The sequence below is a fragment of the Dactylosporangium sp. NPDC049140 genome (assembly GCF_040648435.1).
Window position 1 is genome coordinate 1 of sequence record NZ_JBEZDS010000071.1, and the last position, 16,353, is coordinate 16,353.

18 protein-coding genes and 1 pseudogene are annotated in these 16,353 nt (G+C 73.2%); 9 read left to right on the forward strand and 10 right to left on the reverse strand.

Features of this window, described 5'->3' with window-relative positions:
- Nucleotides 1–143 precede the first annotated feature (143 nt).
- On the forward strand, nt 144–1,892 hold the full coding sequence (locus tag AB0B76_RS53755; RefSeq protein WP_360392524.1) for a hypothetical protein: 1,749 nt from the start codon (nt 144–146) through the stop codon (nt 1,890–1,892).
- 216 nt (nt 1,893–2,108) lie between these two features.
- Here AB0B76_RS53755 and AB0B76_RS53760 read toward each other — a convergent pair whose 3' ends face one another.
- Nucleotides 2,109–2,900, reverse strand: coding sequence for a CPBP family intramembrane glutamic endopeptidase (locus AB0B76_RS53760; RefSeq protein WP_360392527.1), 792 nt, complete (start codon nt 2,898–2,900; stop codon nt 2,109–2,111).
- 31 nt (nt 2,901–2,931) lie between these two features.
- A pseudogene (locus tag AB0B76_RS53765) lies at nt 2,932–3,609 on the reverse strand (alpha/beta fold hydrolase); the annotation flags it as partial.
- A gap of 91 nt (nt 3,610–3,700) precedes the next feature.
- On the opposite strand from AB0B76_RS53765, the gene AB0B76_RS53770 reads away from it, so the two are divergent.
- Together AB0B76_RS53770 and AB0B76_RS53775 are read left to right on the forward strand one after the other, a co-directional pair.
- Entirely contained in the window at nt 3,701–4,234 is a 534-nt protein-coding gene (locus tag AB0B76_RS53770) for a helix-turn-helix domain-containing protein (RefSeq protein WP_360392530.1), read from the forward strand.
- 142 nt (nt 4,235–4,376) lie between these two features.
- Nucleotides 4,377–5,384, forward strand: coding sequence for an RNA polymerase subunit sigma-70 (locus tag AB0B76_RS53775; RefSeq protein WP_360392533.1), 1,008 nt, complete (start codon nt 4,377–4,379; stop codon nt 5,382–5,384).
- A gap of 58 nt (nt 5,385–5,442) precedes the next feature.
- Here AB0B76_RS53775 and AB0B76_RS53780 read toward each other — a convergent pair whose 3' ends face one another.
- The 4 genes from AB0B76_RS53780 to eno form a co-directional block, all read right to left on the reverse strand.
- The gene (locus AB0B76_RS53780) at nt 5,443–6,030 is read right to left on the reverse strand and encodes a dihydrofolate reductase family protein (RefSeq protein ID WP_360392536.1); all 588 of its coding nucleotides are present in this window, start codon (nt 6,028–6,030) and stop codon (nt 5,443–5,445) included.
- 135 nt (nt 6,031–6,165) lie between these two features.
- The gene (locus AB0B76_RS53785; RefSeq protein ID WP_360392539.1) at nt 6,166–6,621 is read right to left on the reverse strand and encodes a VOC family protein; all 456 of its coding nucleotides are present in this window, start codon (nt 6,619–6,621) and stop codon (nt 6,166–6,168) included.
- 5 nt (nt 6,622–6,626) lie between these two features.
- Nucleotides 6,627–7,052, reverse strand: a complete 426-nt coding sequence (locus AB0B76_RS53790) for an AraC family transcriptional regulator (RefSeq protein WP_360392630.1) — start codon at nt 7,050–7,052, stop codon at nt 6,627–6,629.
- A gap of 16 nt (nt 7,053–7,068) precedes the next feature.
- Nucleotides 7,069–8,328: a phosphopyruvate hydratase gene (gene eno, locus AB0B76_RS53795; RefSeq protein ID WP_360392542.1), complete on the reverse strand. Its 1,260-nt coding sequence runs from the start codon at nt 8,326–8,328 to the stop codon at nt 7,069–7,071.
- A gap of 92 nt (nt 8,329–8,420) precedes the next feature.
- On the opposite strand from eno, the gene AB0B76_RS53800 reads away from it, so the two are divergent.
- From AB0B76_RS53800 to AB0B76_RS53825, 6 genes are all read left to right on the forward strand, one after another.
- Complete coding sequence (locus tag AB0B76_RS53800) at nt 8,421–9,311, forward strand: MerR family DNA-binding transcriptional regulator (protein WP_360392545.1); 891 nt, start codon at nt 8,421–8,423, stop codon at nt 9,309–9,311.
- A gap of 148 nt (nt 9,312–9,459) precedes the next feature.
- Nucleotides 9,460–10,608 (forward strand): hypothetical protein, encoded by a 1,149-nt coding sequence (locus AB0B76_RS53805; RefSeq protein ID WP_360392547.1) that lies wholly within the window; start codon nt 9,460–9,462, stop codon nt 10,606–10,608.
- Between the two features lie 57 nt (nt 10,609–10,665).
- Nucleotides 10,666–11,538 (forward strand): SMP-30/gluconolactonase/LRE family protein, encoded by an 873-nt coding sequence (locus tag AB0B76_RS53810; protein WP_360392550.1) that lies wholly within the window; start codon nt 10,666–10,668, stop codon nt 11,536–11,538.
- A gap of 112 nt (nt 11,539–11,650) precedes the next feature.
- Complete coding sequence (locus AB0B76_RS53815) at nt 11,651–12,061, forward strand: SRPBCC family protein (RefSeq protein ID WP_360392553.1); 411 nt, start codon at nt 11,651–11,653, stop codon at nt 12,059–12,061.
- A gap of 1 nt (nt 12,062) precedes the next feature.
- Complete coding sequence (locus AB0B76_RS53820) at nt 12,063–12,821, forward strand: class I SAM-dependent methyltransferase (RefSeq protein WP_360392556.1); 759 nt, start codon at nt 12,063–12,065, stop codon at nt 12,819–12,821.
- 61 nt (nt 12,822–12,882) lie between these two features.
- Nucleotides 12,883–13,416 (forward strand): hypothetical protein, encoded by a 534-nt coding sequence (locus AB0B76_RS53825; RefSeq protein WP_360392558.1) that lies wholly within the window; start codon nt 12,883–12,885, stop codon nt 13,414–13,416.
- A 27-nt stretch (nt 13,417–13,443) separates the two neighbouring features.
- On the opposite strand, the gene AB0B76_RS53830 is transcribed toward AB0B76_RS53825, so the two are convergent.
- The 4 genes from AB0B76_RS53830 to AB0B76_RS53845 form a co-directional block, all read right to left on the reverse strand.
- Complete coding sequence (locus AB0B76_RS53830; protein ID WP_360392561.1) at nt 13,444–13,710, reverse strand: acylphosphatase; 267 nt, start codon at nt 13,708–13,710, stop codon at nt 13,444–13,446.
- Between the two features lie 122 nt (nt 13,711–13,832).
- Nucleotides 13,833–14,717 (reverse strand): sigma-70 family RNA polymerase sigma factor, encoded by an 885-nt coding sequence (locus AB0B76_RS53835; protein ID WP_360392633.1) that lies wholly within the window; start codon nt 14,715–14,717, stop codon nt 13,833–13,835.
- Between the two features lie 117 nt (nt 14,718–14,834).
- Nucleotides 14,835–15,812, reverse strand: coding sequence for a TrmH family RNA methyltransferase (locus AB0B76_RS53840; RefSeq protein WP_360392563.1), 978 nt, complete (start codon nt 15,810–15,812; stop codon nt 14,835–14,837).
- Nucleotides 15,809–16,351, reverse strand: a complete 543-nt coding sequence (locus AB0B76_RS53845) for a hypothetical protein (protein ID WP_360392565.1) — start codon at nt 16,349–16,351, stop codon at nt 15,809–15,811. The genes AB0B76_RS53840 and AB0B76_RS53845 overlap by 4 nt, the downstream gene beginning before the upstream one ends.
- Nucleotides 16,352–16,353 lie beyond the last annotated feature (2 nt).

Here is a 16,353-nt window from a genome sequence, read left to right on the forward strand (position 1 = left end):
CGTGACGTCGAAGGCCGCGACGCCGGCGGCGTCGAGGTTCGCCGCGGCCCGGGCGAGGCGGTCCTGGTCGCGGCCGACGAGCAGCACGTCGGCCCACGGGGGGCCGCCCGCGACGCTCGACCCTGCCCTGCGAAGGACGATCCATGAGGCGTTTCCTGACCGTGCTGGGCGCGTTGGCCGTGCTGGCCGCCTTCCCCGTCCCGGCGCACGCCGATCCGCGGCCGGCACCGAACGTGGCCGTCATCCTCCCCACCGGCGACCTGGTGTCCATGGTCGACGGCTCACCCATCATCGAACGCGCCGCCAGTCGGCAGCACGTGCCGTTCGTGACCCGCTCCGCCGGTGGCCGCGTGAGCGTCGCCGCCACCGACGCGCCGCAGTCCCCGGCGGTTTTCCAGGCGGGTGCGCCCGCCGAGGCCAGGGCCACCCGCACGGCGCCGATCCACGAGGTCACCCTCGTCCACCTCGGCTTCGACGGCCAGCCGGCCCGGTTCCACAACACGTCCCTGCTCGCCGGGGACATGACCGAGTACTTCGCCTACGACCCCGACGGGACGGAGACGATCAGCGTGCCGGCCGGCCGGTACGTGCTCTCCAGCGCCATCTCGCCGGACGATCGCGCCGACCCGCGGGCCGCGTTCCTGGTTCAGCCCGTCCTCGACGTCACCGGCGACATCACCGTCGTGCTCGACGCCCGGGCCGGGAAGCTCAGCTCGCTCAGCGTCCCGGACGCCGAAGTCGTCGAGGTGCTCGGGTCGGTCGGCTTCACGTACCGGACCGATGCCGGGACGGCGGAGATCGGCGTCGCCGGCAGTTGGCTGGACCAGCTCTACACCGCGCAGCTCGGGCCGGCCACGCCCGTCGACGGGTTCGCTTCCTCGGTGAGCGCCGTCTGGTCGACGCAGAACGCGACGAGGACGTACAACATCCGGTACAACCGGAACGGCACGATGATCTCGGGCTATCAGCGCGCCGTCCGGCCCGCCGAGCTCACCACCGTCACGATGACCTACGCCGCCGGGAACGAGCAGGGCATGCGCGGGTCCTGGTACGCGGTGAGCCGCCTGCCCGGCCAGGACGTGCACCCGGCCGCCGTCGGGCTGCCGGTGCAGCTCCCGTCGACCGTCGTGCGGTACTTCAACAACGACGGCGGCGCGGTGCAGTGGCGCTCCCGGGTGTACGAGGTCGCGGAGTCCTGCTTCGGGTGCAGCGTCACGACCGGCGCCTGGACGACGTACCGGCCGGGCACCGCCGTCACCGAGGCGTGGAACCGTGCCGTGTTCTCGCCGTCGCCGGGCACCGTGAGCCGGGCCGGCGACGTCATCTCCGTCGACCTGCCGATGTACAGCGACGGTGCTGCGGGACGGGCCGGTGACAGCGGCGACGCGGGTACCACCGTGCTCTTCCGCGACGGGGTTGAGGCCGGCCGTGAGGAATGGGGCGGCATCGGTACGTTCACCGTCCCGCCGGCCGGCGCTCGGTATCGGCTGGAGGCCCGCAGCCAGCGCGGCTCCCCCTACGCCCTGTCGACGAGCGTCACCGCGAGCTGGGGCTTCCGCTCGGCGCGGACCGCGCAGGACCGGCCGCTGCCGCTGTGGGGCATCCGGTTCGCCCCGCGCCTCGACGAGCACAACACTGCCCCGGCCGGGCGGGACTTCGTGATCCCGGTCGTGCTGACCCCGGCGGCCGGTGCGCAGGTCGGCAAGCTCCGCGAGGTGACGGTCGACGTCTCCTACGACGACGGCGCGACCTGGACCCGGGCGCCGTACGCTGCCGGGGTTGCCCTGGTCCGCCACCCGGCGGGCGGCGGTTTCGTCTCGCTGCGGGCATCGCTGCGCGACAGCGACGGCAACACCGCGTCGGTGACGGTCCTGCACGCGTACCGGATCTGACGCACGAGACCGGTACATCGTCCGCACCATGCGGCGCCCGGGCGGACTCACCGTGGTGGTCGAGTCCGCCCGGCGCGGCGAGCAGGTTACGGCATGCAAACACCCTCGGCGAGATAACGCGGGACGGCCGCGTTGCTGCGACTTGTACGCGGCTGCCCATCGTGACGGAGAGCAACCCGGTCGGGCGGCGCAGCCCGATCCAGGCGATCCGACCGGTCAGCGCACACCGTCCAGCGCGCGGTCCCGGTGGCCCGCATGAGCGGGCAGGTCGGTCGCAGGACGGCCACGCCAGGAAGCCAGGAGCACGGCCGCCACGATGATCTGGACCGTGAGGACGGCTGCCTGGGTCGCGGGTGACTTGACGGTCAGCAGCGCCATCGTGGTGTTGACGCCGAAGTGGACCGCGATCGACGCGACGACGCCGGCCACCTCGTACGCGTACCCGGTCAGCAGGGCCATCGGGAAGACACTGAGCGTGAACAGCAGCCCGCTCCAGGTGAACAGACCGAGTTCGTTCTGCACGGTACCGGTGATGAAGAACAGCGGCAGGTGCCAGACCGCCCAGGCGGCGCCGAGCACCAGACCCGTCTGGAGACGGTTCATCGTGGCGCGCAGACGTGGGTACGCCGTGCCCCGCCATCCTGGTTCTTCGGCGATCGGCCCGGCGATGAGCATGCTGATCAGGAACGGCACCGGTCCACCGGCCGTGGCGACGAGGTCGCGGCCCTCGGCCAGGTCCACCGCGGGACCGCCCAGGGCGGCCGCGAGCAGTGCGGCACCCACCACGGTCGCCACCGCCAGGACGAGGAGCGGCAGCGCCAACAGCGGTCGTCCGCCCTGCCGCAGCCGCACGGTGCGGGCCGGGACGGGTTCGCGGCGGCGGGCCCGGAGGATCCGGACCGCGATCGCGCCGTACACCGGGCCGAAGCCGCCGAGCAGGTACGGGATGGCGGTGGGGAAGCTCGTCGGCTCGCCGCCGATGACGATCGCGGTGAGCCAGCACGTCACGGTGGTGGTCTTTGCCGCCGGTGACGGCCAGGACGGGGACCCGGATGTTCGCCAGGTCCAGCCGTGGATCATGGGTGAGCAGTTCGCGCATCCAGCGGGCGTTGACCCGCATGCCGGCGACGCGGGCGACGTCGGCGCTGGTCGCCTTGACCCGCGCGAGATGCCGCGTGAACAGAGCCAACAGCGGCTTTCGTACTGGCGTGGGCAGACTGCTGGCGATCATGTCCGCCTGGCGGCGGAGCGCGTCCTCACCGGTGCGGGCGAATCCGGCCAGCAGCACCACCGCCGCGACTGCCGGACGCGTACCCAGGGACTGTGCGCTGAGCGCCATGGCATGGACGGCACCCTCGCTGTGCCCGACGACACCGACGGCGTCCGCCTGGATGTCGGGCCGGGCTGCGAGGGCCCGTAGCGCGGCGGCGGCGTCGCGGCGCGTGCCGGTGAATCCGGTCGCTCGCCAGTCTCCGGGCGTGGCTCCGACACCGCGCCGGTCGTACCGCAACGTCGCGATGCCGTGCTGCGCGAGCGCGGCCGCGAGCGGCGGGCCGAGTTCCAGCCGTTGCCGGCGGGTGTTGCCGTCGCGGTCCAGCCGGCCGGAGGCGTGCAGCAGCAGGACGGCCGGGTGCGGGCCGGGCCCGCCGGGCAGGGTCAGCGTGCCGGCCAGGAGCAGTCCGTCGTGCGCCTCGGCCGTCATCTCGACTTCCGGCATGACCCGCCTTCCATGTATCTGTCCTGGTCACTATCGTTCTCAGGAACATTATCAGAATCGATATCATTATCGTATGTGGGAAGATGGGGTCATGGCAAATGCGGACGTCCTGCTGCATCCGGTCCGGATGCGCATCCTGCAAGCGCTGTTCGACACCGACCCGATGACCACGGGCCAGCTGCGTGAGCGTTTGCCCGACATCCCACCGGCCACGATGTACCGCCACGTCGCGGTCCTGGTCGACGCGGGCGTCCTGGAGGTGGTGGACGAGAAGCGGGTCCGCGGGACCGTGGAACGCAGCTACCGGGTGAGCCAGGACCAGGGCAGAATCGATCCTGCGGCCCGGGCGGCGATGACCCGCGACGATCACCGGCGGGCGTTCACCACGTTCGCGGCATCGTTGATGGGCGACTTCGACCGCTACCTCACCCACGACGACGTCGACCCGCACCGCGACGGCGTGGTCTACCGGCAGGCCGTGGTGTGGCTGACCGACGAGGAGTTCGCCGCGATGGTCGCCGAGATCGAGCGCGCAGTCGTCTCCCGGGTCGGCAACACCCGCGACGGCGGCCGGATCCGCCGCGTCGTCAGCCTCGTCGTCGTACCCGACGAACCCACGACGTGACCGGGGCCGCCGCGGTCAAGCTCCGCCAACTGCTCGGCGACCAACCGCTCCAACTCGGCGAACCCAGCTTCACCGATCAGAATTCCTCCGCCACGTCGTCGGTTCTGGCAGCCCCCTCGCACCGGTGGAAGGATTGCTGACCATGACCGACGCTCGACCGCTGGGCGCTGACGAGGCCTCGTTCATCGCGGTGGTTCGCTCAGGCGATACGGCGCGGTTTGCGCTCATCACGGAGCGCCACCGGCGTGAGCTGCAGGTGCACTGTTACCGGATGCTTGCGAACTACGAGGACGCCCAGGACATGACGCAGGAGACGTTCCTGCGAGCGTGGAACAAGCGGGAGTCGTTCAAGGGCCACGCTGCGCTGCGGACCTGGCTGTACCGGATCGCGACGAACGTCTGCCTCGACTTCCTGGAGAAGCGCAACGACCGCACACCCGTACCGTCCGGGCTGGCGGACGCCGGCTCCGAGGTGCTGTACCTGCAGCCGTACCCCGACCGGATGCTCCCCGAGGACCCGCAGGAATCGGTGGTGGCGCGGGAGACGATCGAGCTGGCGTTCATCGTCGCCGTCCAGCACCTGCCGCCGCGGCAGCGGGCGGTGTTCATCCTGCGCGACGTCGTCGGCTGGCCGGCGTCGAAGGCCGCCGACGCCCTCGATCTGACCATCGCATCGGTGACCAGCGCGCTGCAGCGGGCCCGTGTGACGATGCGCGAGCAGCTGCCCGGCCGCCGCCTCGACTGGCGGAGCCCCGCCGCCCACGAGCTGTCGAATGACGAGCGCGGCGTGGTGAAGTCGTACATCGACGCCCATGAGCGCAACGACCTCGACGGGCTGATGTCCCTGCTGCGCGACGACCTGCGCTTCGTGATGCTGCCCGAGGCGGGCACCTCGGTCATCACGGCCAAGGACGCGGTGGACGGCTGGGTCTGCGGTGGGCTCTTCCAGCCCGGCTACGACGACTGGCGCTGTATCGCCACGACGGTCAACCGCATGCCCGCCGCCGCGCTGTACCGCCGCACCCCTGACGACCCGGAGTACCGGTTGTTCAACATCGCGGTCCTGCACATCGTCGACGGGAAGATCGCCGAGCTCACCGGATTCGACGCCACCGACAAACCATGGCTGGACCTGCCCCCGACGCTGTGATCAGACAGGTCCCCGTCGTCGACGACCCGGCCTCACGAACCGGGCAACCGGCCCGTGCTCATCGCCTCGTCTCGTATCGGGTCAGCATGACGCCGCCGGGAAATGTCCGCGTCTCCACGAGGTTCAGGTTCACCCAGCGGTCCAGCGCGGTGAAGAACGGCGTGCCGCCGCCCACCAGGACCGGCACGGTGACCAGCACGTACTCGTCGATCAGCCCGGCCCGCATCGCCGCCCCGGCGAGCGTCGCGCCGCCGATGTCCATCGGGCCGGCGTCCTCCGTCTTGAGCCGGGTGATCTCGGTGACCGCGTCGCCGGTGACCAGGCGGGTGTTCCAGTCGACCGTGTTGGTCGTCGAGGAGAACACCACCTTCGGCATGTCCCGCCAGCGGCGGGCGTACTCGATTTCCGCCGGTGTGGCGCCGGGCTGCTGGTCGGCGGTCGGCCAGTGGGGACTCATCGCCTCCCACAGCTTGCGCCCGTACAGCGCCAGGCCCGTCGCCGCCACCCGGTCGGACCACCACTGGAACAGCTCGTCGCTCGGCGGCGAGTCCGGTCCCTCACCGCCACTCCAGCCGAGGTCGTCGCCGGGCGCGGCGATGTAACCGTCCAGGGTCACATTCATGCCGAAGGTCAGTTTCCGCATCATGCCAGCCTCTCGTGAGCCGATCTCACACGTACTGACGGGCGCTGGGCGAAAACCTCATCGGTGCGCGCTGCTGGCAGCGAAGACGGTCATGAGACGTACGCCGGGGTGGGGTCCAGACGGCCGCATCGTAGCCGGTCAGCCCCTCCAGCGGGCGATGTCGGCCTCGGTGATCCCGGCCGGTTGCTCGGCCATCTGCGTGACGCGGATGTGGTTGCCGAAGGGGTCGCGGAAGGCGCAGTCGGTGCCGTACGGCTGGACCTCGACGTCCTGTGTGAACTCGACGCCGCGGGCCTTGAGGGTGTCGTGGACGGCCCGGCAGTCGTCCGTGGTGAGGATCGCGGCCGTGCCGAGGGCGCCCTTGGTGAGCAGGTCGCGCACCTGGGCCGCGGTCTCCTCGCTCAGCGCCGGCGGGCCGGGCACCTCCAGCAGCAGCTGCCGGCCCGGGTCGGACGGCAGCGAGATGGTCAGCCAGCGCATGAAGCCCATGTCGACGTCCTCGTCGACCTGGAAGCCGAGCTTGCCGACGTAGAAGTCGAGGGCCTCGTCCTGGTCGAGGACCCGCACCGTGGTGATCGTGATCGCGTTGAACATGCCTGTCACCGTACGGGCGGGACGGCGCCGGGCGCTTCGCCGAAACTGACCGGTCGCAGCCAGGTCTTGACGAAACACACGGGCGCGCGGGCGACGAGGCCGCGGGCGCGGTACTGCGACGGCGCCACGCCCACGACCGCCCGGAACGCCCGGCTGAACGCGCCGAGGCTGTCGAACCCGACCCGCAGCCCGGCGTCGGTGACCGAGCTCGCGGGGTCGCGCAGCAGCGCCATCGCGCGCTCGATGCGCCGCCGCTGCAGGTAGCGGTGCGGGGTCTCGCCGAACGTGGCCCGGAACGTGCGGCTGAAGTGCCCTTCGGACATGTGGGCGAGCCGCGCGAGCGCGGGCAGGTCGAGCCGCCGCGCGTAGTCACGGTCCATCGCGTCGCGGGCCCGCAGCAGCCGCCGGTTCTGGTCCTCCGCCGCCGACATCACCACGCCGCCGAGGCTACCGCCCCGCGAACCGTGCGCGCGGGCCGAGCTCCTCCTCGATGCGGATGAGCCGGTTGTACTTCGCGGTGCGGTCCGAGCGCGACACCGACCCGGTCTTGATCTGCCCGCAGCCGGTGGCGACGGCGAGGTCGGCGATCGTGGTGTCCTCGGTCTCGCCGGAGCGGTGGGACATCACCACGCGGTACCCGGCGCGCCGGGCGGTGTCCACGGTGGACAGTGTCTCGGTGAGGGTGCCGACCTGGTTGACCTTCACCAGGATGGCATTGGCGCAGCCGCTGTCGATGCCGGCCTGCAGGCGGGCGGCGTCGGTGCAGAAGACGTCGTCGCCGACGAGCTGGGTGTTCGCGCCCTCGCGTTCGGTGAGGGCGCGCCAGCCGGCGAGGTCGTCCTGGGCCATCGGGTCCTCGATGGAGATGATCGGGTACCGCCGCAGCAGCCCGGACAGGTAGTCGATGTGCTCCCCGACGGAACGGCTCAGGCCCTCGCCGGCGTAGTCGTAGGCGCCGCCCTTGAAGAACTCCGACGCCGCGGGGTCGAGGCAGATCGCGATGTCGTGCCCCGCCTCGTAGCCGCTCGCGGCGATCGCGTCGGTGACGAACGCGAGGGCCTCGTCGGCGGTGGTGAACTGGGGCGCGAACCCGCCCTCGTCGCCGACGTTGGTGTTGTGCCCGGCGGTGGCCAGCGCGCGGCGCAGGGTGTGGAAGACCTCCGAGCCCATGCGCACCGCCTCGAAGAAGGTGCGCGCGCCGACCGGGGCGATCATGAACTCCTGGAAGTCGAGCGGGTTGTCGGCGTGGGCGCCGCCGTTCACGATGTTGATCATCGGCAGCGGGAGCACGGCGGCGTCGGGGTTGAGCGAGCGGTAGAGCGGCACGCCGCGGGCGGCGGCCGCGGCCCGGGCGGTGGCCAGGGAGATGCCGAGGATCGCGTTGGCGCCGAGGCGGCGCTTGTCGGCGGTACCGTCGCAGGCAATCAGCGCCGCGTCGACCGCCGCCTGGTCCTCGGCGTCGAGGCCCCGCACGGCCGCCGCGAGCGGTCCGGCGGCGTTGGCGACCGCGTTCGCGACCCCCTTGCCGTGGAAGCGTTCCGGGTCGCCGTCGCGCAGCTCCACCGCCTCCGCGGCGCCGGTCGACGCGCCGGAGGGCACCGCGGCCCGGCCCAGCGACCCGTCGGCGAGGCGCACGTCGACCTCGACCGTCGGATTGCCGCGGCTGTCGAGGATCTGGCGGGCGGCGACTGCTTCGATGACTGTCATGAGCGCAGATCCTGGCAGCTCAGCGCCGGTGTGCGCGACGCGATGACGAACACCTTGACCCGTACCCTGGGGTTCGGGTTTATCGTCGGGGGATGCGCGTGGGGGAGCTCGCGCGGCGCTCGGGGACCACCATACGGGCGCTGCGGTACTACGAGTCGCTGGGGCTGGTCGTCCCGCGCCGGACGGCCAACGGCTACCGGGAGTACGACTCGGTCGCCGAGCGCCTCGTCGTGCAGATCCGCGAGCTGACCGCCCTGGGCCTGAGCGTGGAGGAGACCCGGCCGTTCGTCGAGAGCCTGGCCGCCGGGGCCGACGAGTCGGACGTGTGCGCGGCGGCGCTGGCCACGTACCGCGGCGCGATCTCGGGCCTGCAGTCGCGCATCGGCCAGCTGACCGCGCAGCGCGAGGCCCTGGAGGAGCGCCTGGCCCTGGTGCGGGTCGCCGAGTTCGCCGGCCCCGCCGCCGAGCCCGCGGACCTCGTCGGCCGCGAGCTGCCCGACGTGGAGATCTTCGCGACCAACGGCGAGGCGGTGAACTTCGGCCGGCTGGGCCCGGGCCGCACGATCCTGTTCGTGTACCCGCTGACCGGCCGCCCCGGCGTCGACCTGCCCGACGGCCTGCTGGAGATCCCGGGCGCGCGCGGCGGCACCGAGCAGGCGCGCTGGTTCCGCGACCACCACGGCGAGCTGCTCGTCGCCGGGGCCGCCCGGGTCTACGGGCTGTCCGCCCAGTCGCTGGGCTACCAGCAGGAGCTCGCGCACCGCCTGCGACTGCCGTACCCGCTGATCCCCGACCCCCGCCTGACCCTCGCCGCGGCGCTGGCCCTGCCGACGTTCGAGCAGGGCGGCATGACGCTGTACCGCCGCGTGACCCTGATCGTGTCGGAGGGCCGCGTCGAACACGTCTTCGACCCGATCCCGGCCCCGTCGACCCACGCGAACGAGGTCCTGCGCTGGCTGAACCGCTCGCGCGCGCCGCGCTGAGCATCGTTACCGGGTTCCGTGAAATTTTCCCGCCCGCCGGGTCGGCTGGGCAGCCCCGCGGGGCGGGCGGAAACCCGTCGGGTGGGCCGATCGGCGGTGCGGGTCCTAGGGTGCGGGTTCTCCGATCGCCGCCGGAAGGGGCCCCGCCATGGACAGCGCGAGCAGAGTTCGGCGTACCGGGCGGGCGGTGGTCGTCGCGCTGGTCGCGGCGGTCCTGATCGCCGGGCTGCCGGTGCGGGCGAACGCGGCCGGGGCCACGTGGCTCAACGTGAGCACGGGCTGGGGGTACACCTGCGGCGTGCAGTCCGACCACACGCTGTGGTGCTGGGGCCTGAACCGCTTCGGGCAGCTCGGCGTCGGCGACACCACCAACCGCGCCGTGCCGGCGAAGGTCGGCGCGGGGAGCTGGCGCACGGTGTCGGCCGGGCTCAACCACACCTGCGCGCTCAAGACCGACGGGACACGGTACTGCTGGGGCGACAACTCCTACGGCGAGCTCGGCCTCGGTGACCTCCTGCGCCGCAACGCGCCGATCCGGCTGCTGCACGAGGGCGTGTGGGACTCGATCTCCGCCGGTGGCGACGACACGTGCGCGATCCGCTCCAGCGGCGAGCTGGCCTGCTGGGGGTACAACCAGCTCGGGGAACTCGGCCTCGGCGACGAGGTCAACCGCTCGGTGCCGGCCGTCGTGGACGCGAACGTGTGGACGTCGGTCACCGCGGGGGACACGTTCACCTGCGGCCTGCAGTCCGACGGCAGCCGGCACTGCTGGGGCGACAACAGCTCCGGCGAGCTCGGCCTCGGCACGACGGGCAACGGCTGGGACGTGCCGTCGAACCCGGACGACGGCACCTTCCTGGCGATCTCCGCCTCGGACTTCAACGAGAGCGGCTGCGCGGTCTCCACGGGCCGCCGCCTGTACTGCTGGGGCGAGAACGGCAGCGGCCAGCTCGGCGTCGGCGACAACACCGGCCGGACGACGCCGACGATGACGCCGGGCGGCGGATGGGCCTCGGTGTCGGTCGGCGGGTCGCACGCCTGCGGCCTGATGACCGACGGAACGCGGTACTGCTGGGGCTCCAACTACTACGGCCAGCTGGGCCTGAGCGGCACGACGAACCGCAACCAGCCGATCCGGCTCATCAACGAACACAAGTGGAGCGCCGTGTCGGCGAGCCCCGCCCACTCGTGCGGCATCGGCGTGGACGGCCGGCTGTGGTGCTGGGGCCTCAACTCCAGCGGCGAGCTGGGCGTCGGCGACACGAGCAACCGCACCACGCCGGTCCTGGTCAGCTGAGCGCCGGATCGCCCGGCGGGGTGTCGAAAGCGGGGGTGGGCCGTTCGTGTAGGCGGTATGACGAACGCACGCATCCTTCTCGACGGTCTCAAGCTGGTCGAGTCGCCCCGGTGGCACGAGGGCCGGCTCTGGTTCTGCAACTGGGGCGCCGGCGAGGTCATCGCCGTGACGCCGGAAGGAGACCACGAGGTCGTACCGCTGGCCGCCGACCCGCACACGATCGGCTGGCTGCCGGACGGGCGCCTGCTCGTGGTACCGAAGGATCCGAAGCCGGACGGAAAACTGCTGCGGCTCGAGCCCGACGGCACCCTCGTGGCCCACGCGGACCTCTCGGCGCTGCCCGGCGGGTGCAACGAGCTCGTGGTCGACGGGCGCGGCAACGCGTACGTCAACGGCGCCGGCTTCGATTTCCTCGAGTTCATCAAGCGGCCCGACCCGCGGCCGCTGACCGAGCGCCCCGGCTACCGGCCCGGGTTCATCGCCCTGATCCGGCCCGACGGCACCGTCGAGCGGCAGGAGCACGACCTGGCGTTCCCCAACGGCATGGCCGTCACGCCCGACAACGGCACGCTCATCGTCTCGGAGTCGTTCACCGGAACGCTCACCGCCTTCGACATCTCCGGCGACGGTACCCTCGGCAACCGGCGCGTGTTCGCCGACGGCATCGGCCCCGACGGGATCTGCCTCGACGCCGACGGCGCCGTGTGGACCTCCAGCGGCGGCAACGAGGCCGTGCGCGTCGCCGAGGGCGGCCGCATCCTCGACCGCGTCGAGCTGGACCGCGCGCCCTTCGCCGTGATGCTCGGCGGCGACGACGGCCGCACCCTGTTCATCTGCGCCGCGCGGTGGGACCCGCAGGACCCCTTCGGCGGCGGTACCGGCCGGATCCTGGCCGCCCCCGCCCCGGCGCCGCACGTCGGGTGGCCGTGATCGTCGTCCGGGCCGCGCCCGCCCCGCCGTGATCGTCGTCCGGGCCGCGCCCGCCCCGCCGTGATCGTCGTCCGGGGCGGCGGCCGCCCCGCCGTGATCGCTAGACTGCGGCGTGGCATCCATCCGGGTCGAGACGGTCGTGGCGGCGCCCCCGGGCGCGGTGTGGGCGGCGGTCGCCGACGTCGGCAACGTGCACCGGCGGCTCCTGCCGGGCCGCGTCGCCGCCGCACGCGTCGAGGGTGACGAGCGCATCCTCACGATGCCCGACGGCACCGAGGTGCGCGAGCTCATCGTCGCGGTCGACCACGGGCTCCGCCGCCTGGCGTACTCCGTGCAGGGCCCCGGCCGCCTGACGCTCGCCCACCACCACGCCACGTTCGAGGTCTTCGACCACGACGGCGGGGCGGCCGCGCGGCTCGTGTGGACGACCGACGTGCTCCCGCACGACCGCGAGCCGGCCGTGCGGGCCCGGGTGGAGCGCGGCATCGAGGAGATGCGGGCCGTGCTGGAGGAGGAGCGCTGACATGGAGAAGGTCGACTACGACACGCGGCTGCACACGGTGTACGCCACCGCCCGGCAGGTGCCGCCCGCCGCGCTGCGCACGTGGATGGACGTGTTCGCCCGGCACCTGCCGGCCACCCGGCCGCTGGCCTGGCTCGACCTCGGCTCGGGCACCGGCCGCCTGACGCCCTCGCTGGCGAGCACCTTCGGCGGCCCCGTGCACGGGGTCGAGCCGTCCGACCGGATGCGCGAACAGGCCGTGGCCGGCGCCGCGCACCCGGGCGTCACCTACCGGGCCGGCTCGGCCGAGCGCATCCCGCTGCCCGACGCCTCCGTCGACGCGGCCCTGCTGTTCTTCGTCTGGCACCACGTGGCCGACCGCGCGGCCGCCGTGCGGGAGCTGCGCCGGGTCGTCCGGCCCGGCGGCCGGATCTTCGTGCAGGCGAACTTCCCCGACCGCATGCCCGACGTCTGGTGGTTCCGCGTCGTGCCCGAGTGGCGCGAGATCGACCGGGCCCAGTTCCCGTCCGAGGCGGAGGTGCGCGGCGCCTTCACCGGGGGCGGGTTCACGGCCGTCGCCCACGAGGAGGTCACCTGGCTGCGCTCGGCGACCCTGGCCCAGGAGGTCGAGCGCCTGCGGATGCGCGCGGTCTCGGTCTTCGAGCTCATGAGCGACGAGGTCGCCGCGGCGGGCTTCGAGCGGATCGAGGCGGCGCTGCCCGGGCTCGCCGAGGAGCCGCAGCACGAGACGAGCCAGCTGCTCGTCTTCCAGCGCGACTGACCGCTACACCATCGCCCACTTCGGGGTGCCCTTGTTGCGGGGCGGCGCAACCATTGGGGGCATGGACGTCTTCGCCCCGTACGCCGGAACTCTGCTGCTGCCGGACAAGGCCCCGTTCGGCAGCGTGTCGCCGGTCACTCTGGCCGACGGCCGCCCGGTCGCCACGATCCGCTGGCACAACTGGTCGATGCGGGCCCGCTACGAGATTCTCGACCCGGCCGCCGGCAGCGTCCTCGCCACCGGTCACCGCCAGGGCTTCGCCGGGCGCAACTACTACCTGACCGACGCCCGCGGCGGTTCGCTGTTCCACCTCCGGCTCGGCTTCTGGGGCGCCAGCCGCCCCAGCACCCTCGCCCTGGCCGGCGGGCGCACGCTGAGCACCCGCGGCAACTGGACCGCCCGCCGCTTCACGGTCACCGACGAGCAGCAGCGCGAGGTCGCCCGGCTGGTGAACAACAGCCCCCTGCTGTCGCTGCGCCCCGACGGGCTCGCCTTCGAGCTGCTGACCCCGGTGCTGTCCGTCGTCCAGGCGATCGGCCTGGCCCAGTCGATGCGCGCCGCGATCGAGGCCCAGCGCAGCTCCGCCGGCGGCTGACGGGCGGTTTGCCAACGGGCGGCCGGCTCAGCGGACGCTGAAGCCGGTCAGGCCCTCCACGGGCTCGTCGTACGCCTCGACGCCGGCCACCGCGGCCTGCGGCGGGCCCTCGCCGGCCCAGGCGAGCAGCGCCCCGACCGGCTCCGCGCCGCCCTCGAACACCGCCTCGACCCGCCCGTCGGGGAGGTTGCGCACCCAGCCGGCGACGCCCCGCTCGCGGGCCACCTGGCGGCACGTGTCGCGGTAGTAGACGCCCTGCACCCGGCCCGAGACGAGCACCCGTTTACGGATCACCGTCCGACCGTACCCGCCGCCACAGGTACCCGCGCCCGGGTTCGGTGCGCACCAGCCCGATGCGTCCTCCTTCGTCCGATGCCACCATGACGCGGTCGCCGTCCGGAGTTCGGCAGTCCTCCTCAGCGCAGTGTGGCGAGGTCCAGCGCGCGCAGCCGGTCGGGGTCGGCCAGCACGTCGATGGCGACGATCCGCCCGTCGGTGACCGTGAACGCCATCACGAACAGCGGGCGGTCCGGGCTCGCCGCCACCACGACGCCCGCGGCGCCGTTGACGAGGGCCGGGTACACGAACGGGGAGAGCCGCGACGAGGCCAGGGCCTGGGTCGCCACCTGCTCCGGGCCGTGCAGCGTGAAGGTGAGCCGCGGGCGGGACGGGCCGCCGTCGGAGCGCAGGATGACGTCGGGGTCGAGCACGCCGACCAGGGCCGCGAAGTCGCCCTCGCGGGAGGCGGCGAAGAACGCGTCCACGACCGCGCGCTGGCGGGCCACGTCCGGGTCGGGCGCGGTCGGGCGCCCCTGGACGCGGCGCCGGGCCCGGCTGGCGAGCTGGCGCGTCGCGGCCGGGGAGCGCTCGAGCATCGGCGCGATCTCCTCGAACGGCACCGCGAACATGTCGTGCAGCACGAACGCGAGGCGCTCGGCCGGGGTGAGGGTCTCCAGCACCACGAGCAGGGCCAGGCCCACCGAGTCGGCGAGCAGCGCCTCGTGCTCCGGGTCGACGCCGGCCACCGGGCTGACGATGGGGTCGGGCACGTGCACCTCGAGCGGGTCCTCGCGGCGCTGCGTACGGGCGCGCAGCTGGTTGAGGCAGACCCGGGCCACGATCGTGGTGAGCCAGGCCGCGAGGTTGTCCACCCCGCCGGCCCCGGCACGGCTCACTCGCAGCCAGGCGTCCTGGACGGCGTCGTCGGCCTCCGCGGCCGAGCCGAGCATGCGGAACGCGACCGCCCGCAGCCGGGCCCGGTGCGCCTCGAACTGCCCGGTCAGCCATTCGCTCTCGTCCACGACATTTCCCTTCTCCACGTTCGATCCTCTCCCGGTCGACCCCGCAAAGAACGAAAACGTGACGGGTTCAGTACCGCGAGAGCTCCCACGCCGCCCCTCAGTCCATGGGCGCCGGGTTCAGTACGCCAGGAGCTCCCACGTCTCGACGAGGTCTCCGTCGCCCGGGGCGGTGAGCCGCAGGTCGCTGCCGTAGGACAGCCCGCGCCGGGGCGGTCGCCCGGCCGCACGGGCGCCGAGCTGGCGGGCGATCTCGGCCAGCACGATTCCCGTGACGAGCCGATAACGCCCGGTGATGCCGGGCGCCTCGACCCGGGCCCACGTCACGGCGCACCCCGGCGGCGGCGCCCAGCCCTCGTCCGGGATGACCACGAGCGTTTCCGCCCCGGTGAGATCCGTCCGGTGCACCGGCGGCCCGTCGGCGGCGGGGGAGCAGACGACGATCCGGGAGTACGCCGGGCCGGGCCCTTCGCTCGGCACCACCCGCAGCGGGTTACGGTGACTGCGCGCGGCGGCCCGCCCCTCGGCCCGCACCGGCCGCGACGTGCCGAACCAGACCTTGTCGCGGTCCTCGACCGCCACCGAAGCCCAGCCGAACGCGGCCGCCGAGCGCAGCGAGCTGCCGGCCTCGACGTGGTCGCGCGGCGCGGCGAGCAGCACACCGGGCCGCTGCGACTCGGGCCGCGGCGCCCGTACGGCCCGCCGCCCGCCCGCCCCGCGCAGGTAGAACAGCGCCACCGCGGCCGCCGTGGCAACGTTGAGCGTGTTGACGCCGCGGCCCGGCATGGGGATGTGCACCGTACGCGCCGCGGCCCGCAGCAGATCGGGCCGGATACCACGCCGCTCGTTGCCGACCACGATGGACGCTCCACTGTGGATGCCCGACGTCCGGTACACCGACTCCGCCCCGGGCGCGTTGTCGACCGCGACGACCGGCGCCGCGAGGAGCGCCTCGGTGTCCACGGTGGACAGTGCGGGCAGGTGACCGGCCAGGCCGCGGGTGTCGCGGAACCGGCACGCGACATCGAACATCGCCGCCGCCTCCAGGAGCGCCTCGGCGTTGGCGGGGTTCTCGACCCCGTCCCCGACGAGCGTCACCAACGCGTCGCCTCCGCCCGGGCGCGGGCGGCGTACGCATCCGCGCGGCGCTCGTGGTCGGCCGTGCGCATGGCCGCCGTCCGGTGCTTGTTCGCCGCGTGCTGCACGACATGGTGGCCGATCTCGTGCATGAGCCCGTCGAAGAGCACGAAGTCGCGCAGCGAGTGGCCAGGCCACCCGACCTCGGTGGCCGTCGGTCCGGGCGAGACGACCGCACCGGCGCGCCGCAGCCGCGCCAGGTCGGGCGGGCCGAGCCGGCCCGGCAGCACCCACGGCGGCTCGGGCTGCTCGAACAGCCGGACGATCCCGGGGACCCGGAGCGCGGCGACCGCGAAACCGGGGCCGGGCCGCTGGCGCAGCTCGACCCCGCGCAGGCCGTAGGTGGCGGCCGGCCCGAAGAAGGCGAGCAGCCGCCGGATGTCGGCGGGGGAGGCGGGGTGGACGAACCCCGGACGCGCGGCCCGGACGCGGACGGCCACTTCGGCCGGCCGGCGAGTGGCGCGGCGATGGTAGGGGTCGGTGTGCAGGGTACGGCTCAAGC

What these genes read in the sequence shown, in the direction of transcription:
- AB0B76_RS53820 (WP_360392556.1), top strand. Translation starts at nt 12,063, where the DNA reads ATGGAGAAGGTCGACTACGACACGCGGCTGCACACGGTGTACGCCACC.
- AB0B76_RS53805 (WP_360392547.1), top strand. Translation starts at nt 9,460, where the DNA reads ATGGACAGCGCGAGCAGAGTTCGGCGTACCGGGCGGGCGGTGGTCGTC.
- AB0B76_RS53825 (WP_360392558.1), top strand. Translation starts at nt 12,883, where the DNA reads ATGGACGTCTTCGCCCCGTACGCCGGAACTCTGCTGCTGCCGGACAAG.
- AB0B76_RS53780 (WP_360392536.1), bottom strand. Translation starts at nt 6,030, where the DNA reads ATGATGCGGAAACTGACCTTCGGCATGAATGTGACCCTGGACGGTTAC.
- AB0B76_RS53790 (WP_360392630.1), bottom strand. Translation starts at nt 7,052, where the DNA reads ATGTCGGCGGCGGAGGACCAGAACCGGCGGCTGCTGCGGGCCCGCGAC.
- AB0B76_RS53775 (WP_360392533.1), top strand. Translation starts at nt 4,377, where the DNA reads ATGACCGACGCTCGACCGCTGGGCGCTGACGAGGCCTCGTTCATCGCG.
- AB0B76_RS53770 (WP_360392530.1), top strand. Translation starts at nt 3,701, where the DNA reads ATGGCAAATGCGGACGTCCTGCTGCATCCGGTCCGGATGCGCATCCTG.
- AB0B76_RS53800 (WP_360392545.1), top strand. Translation starts at nt 8,421, where the DNA reads ATGCGCGTGGGGGAGCTCGCGCGGCGCTCGGGGACCACCATACGGGCG.
- AB0B76_RS53755 (WP_360392524.1), top strand. Translation starts at nt 144, where the DNA reads ATGAGGCGTTTCCTGACCGTGCTGGGCGCGTTGGCCGTGCTGGCCGCC.
- AB0B76_RS53810 (WP_360392550.1), top strand. Translation starts at nt 10,666, where the DNA reads ATGACGAACGCACGCATCCTTCTCGACGGTCTCAAGCTGGTCGAGTCG.
- AB0B76_RS53785 (WP_360392539.1), bottom strand. Translation starts at nt 6,621, where the DNA reads ATGTTCAACGCGATCACGATCACCACGGTGCGGGTCCTCGACCAGGAC.
- eno (WP_360392542.1), bottom strand. Translation starts at nt 8,328, where the DNA reads ATGACAGTCATCGAAGCAGTCGCCGCCCGCCAGATCCTCGACAGCCGC.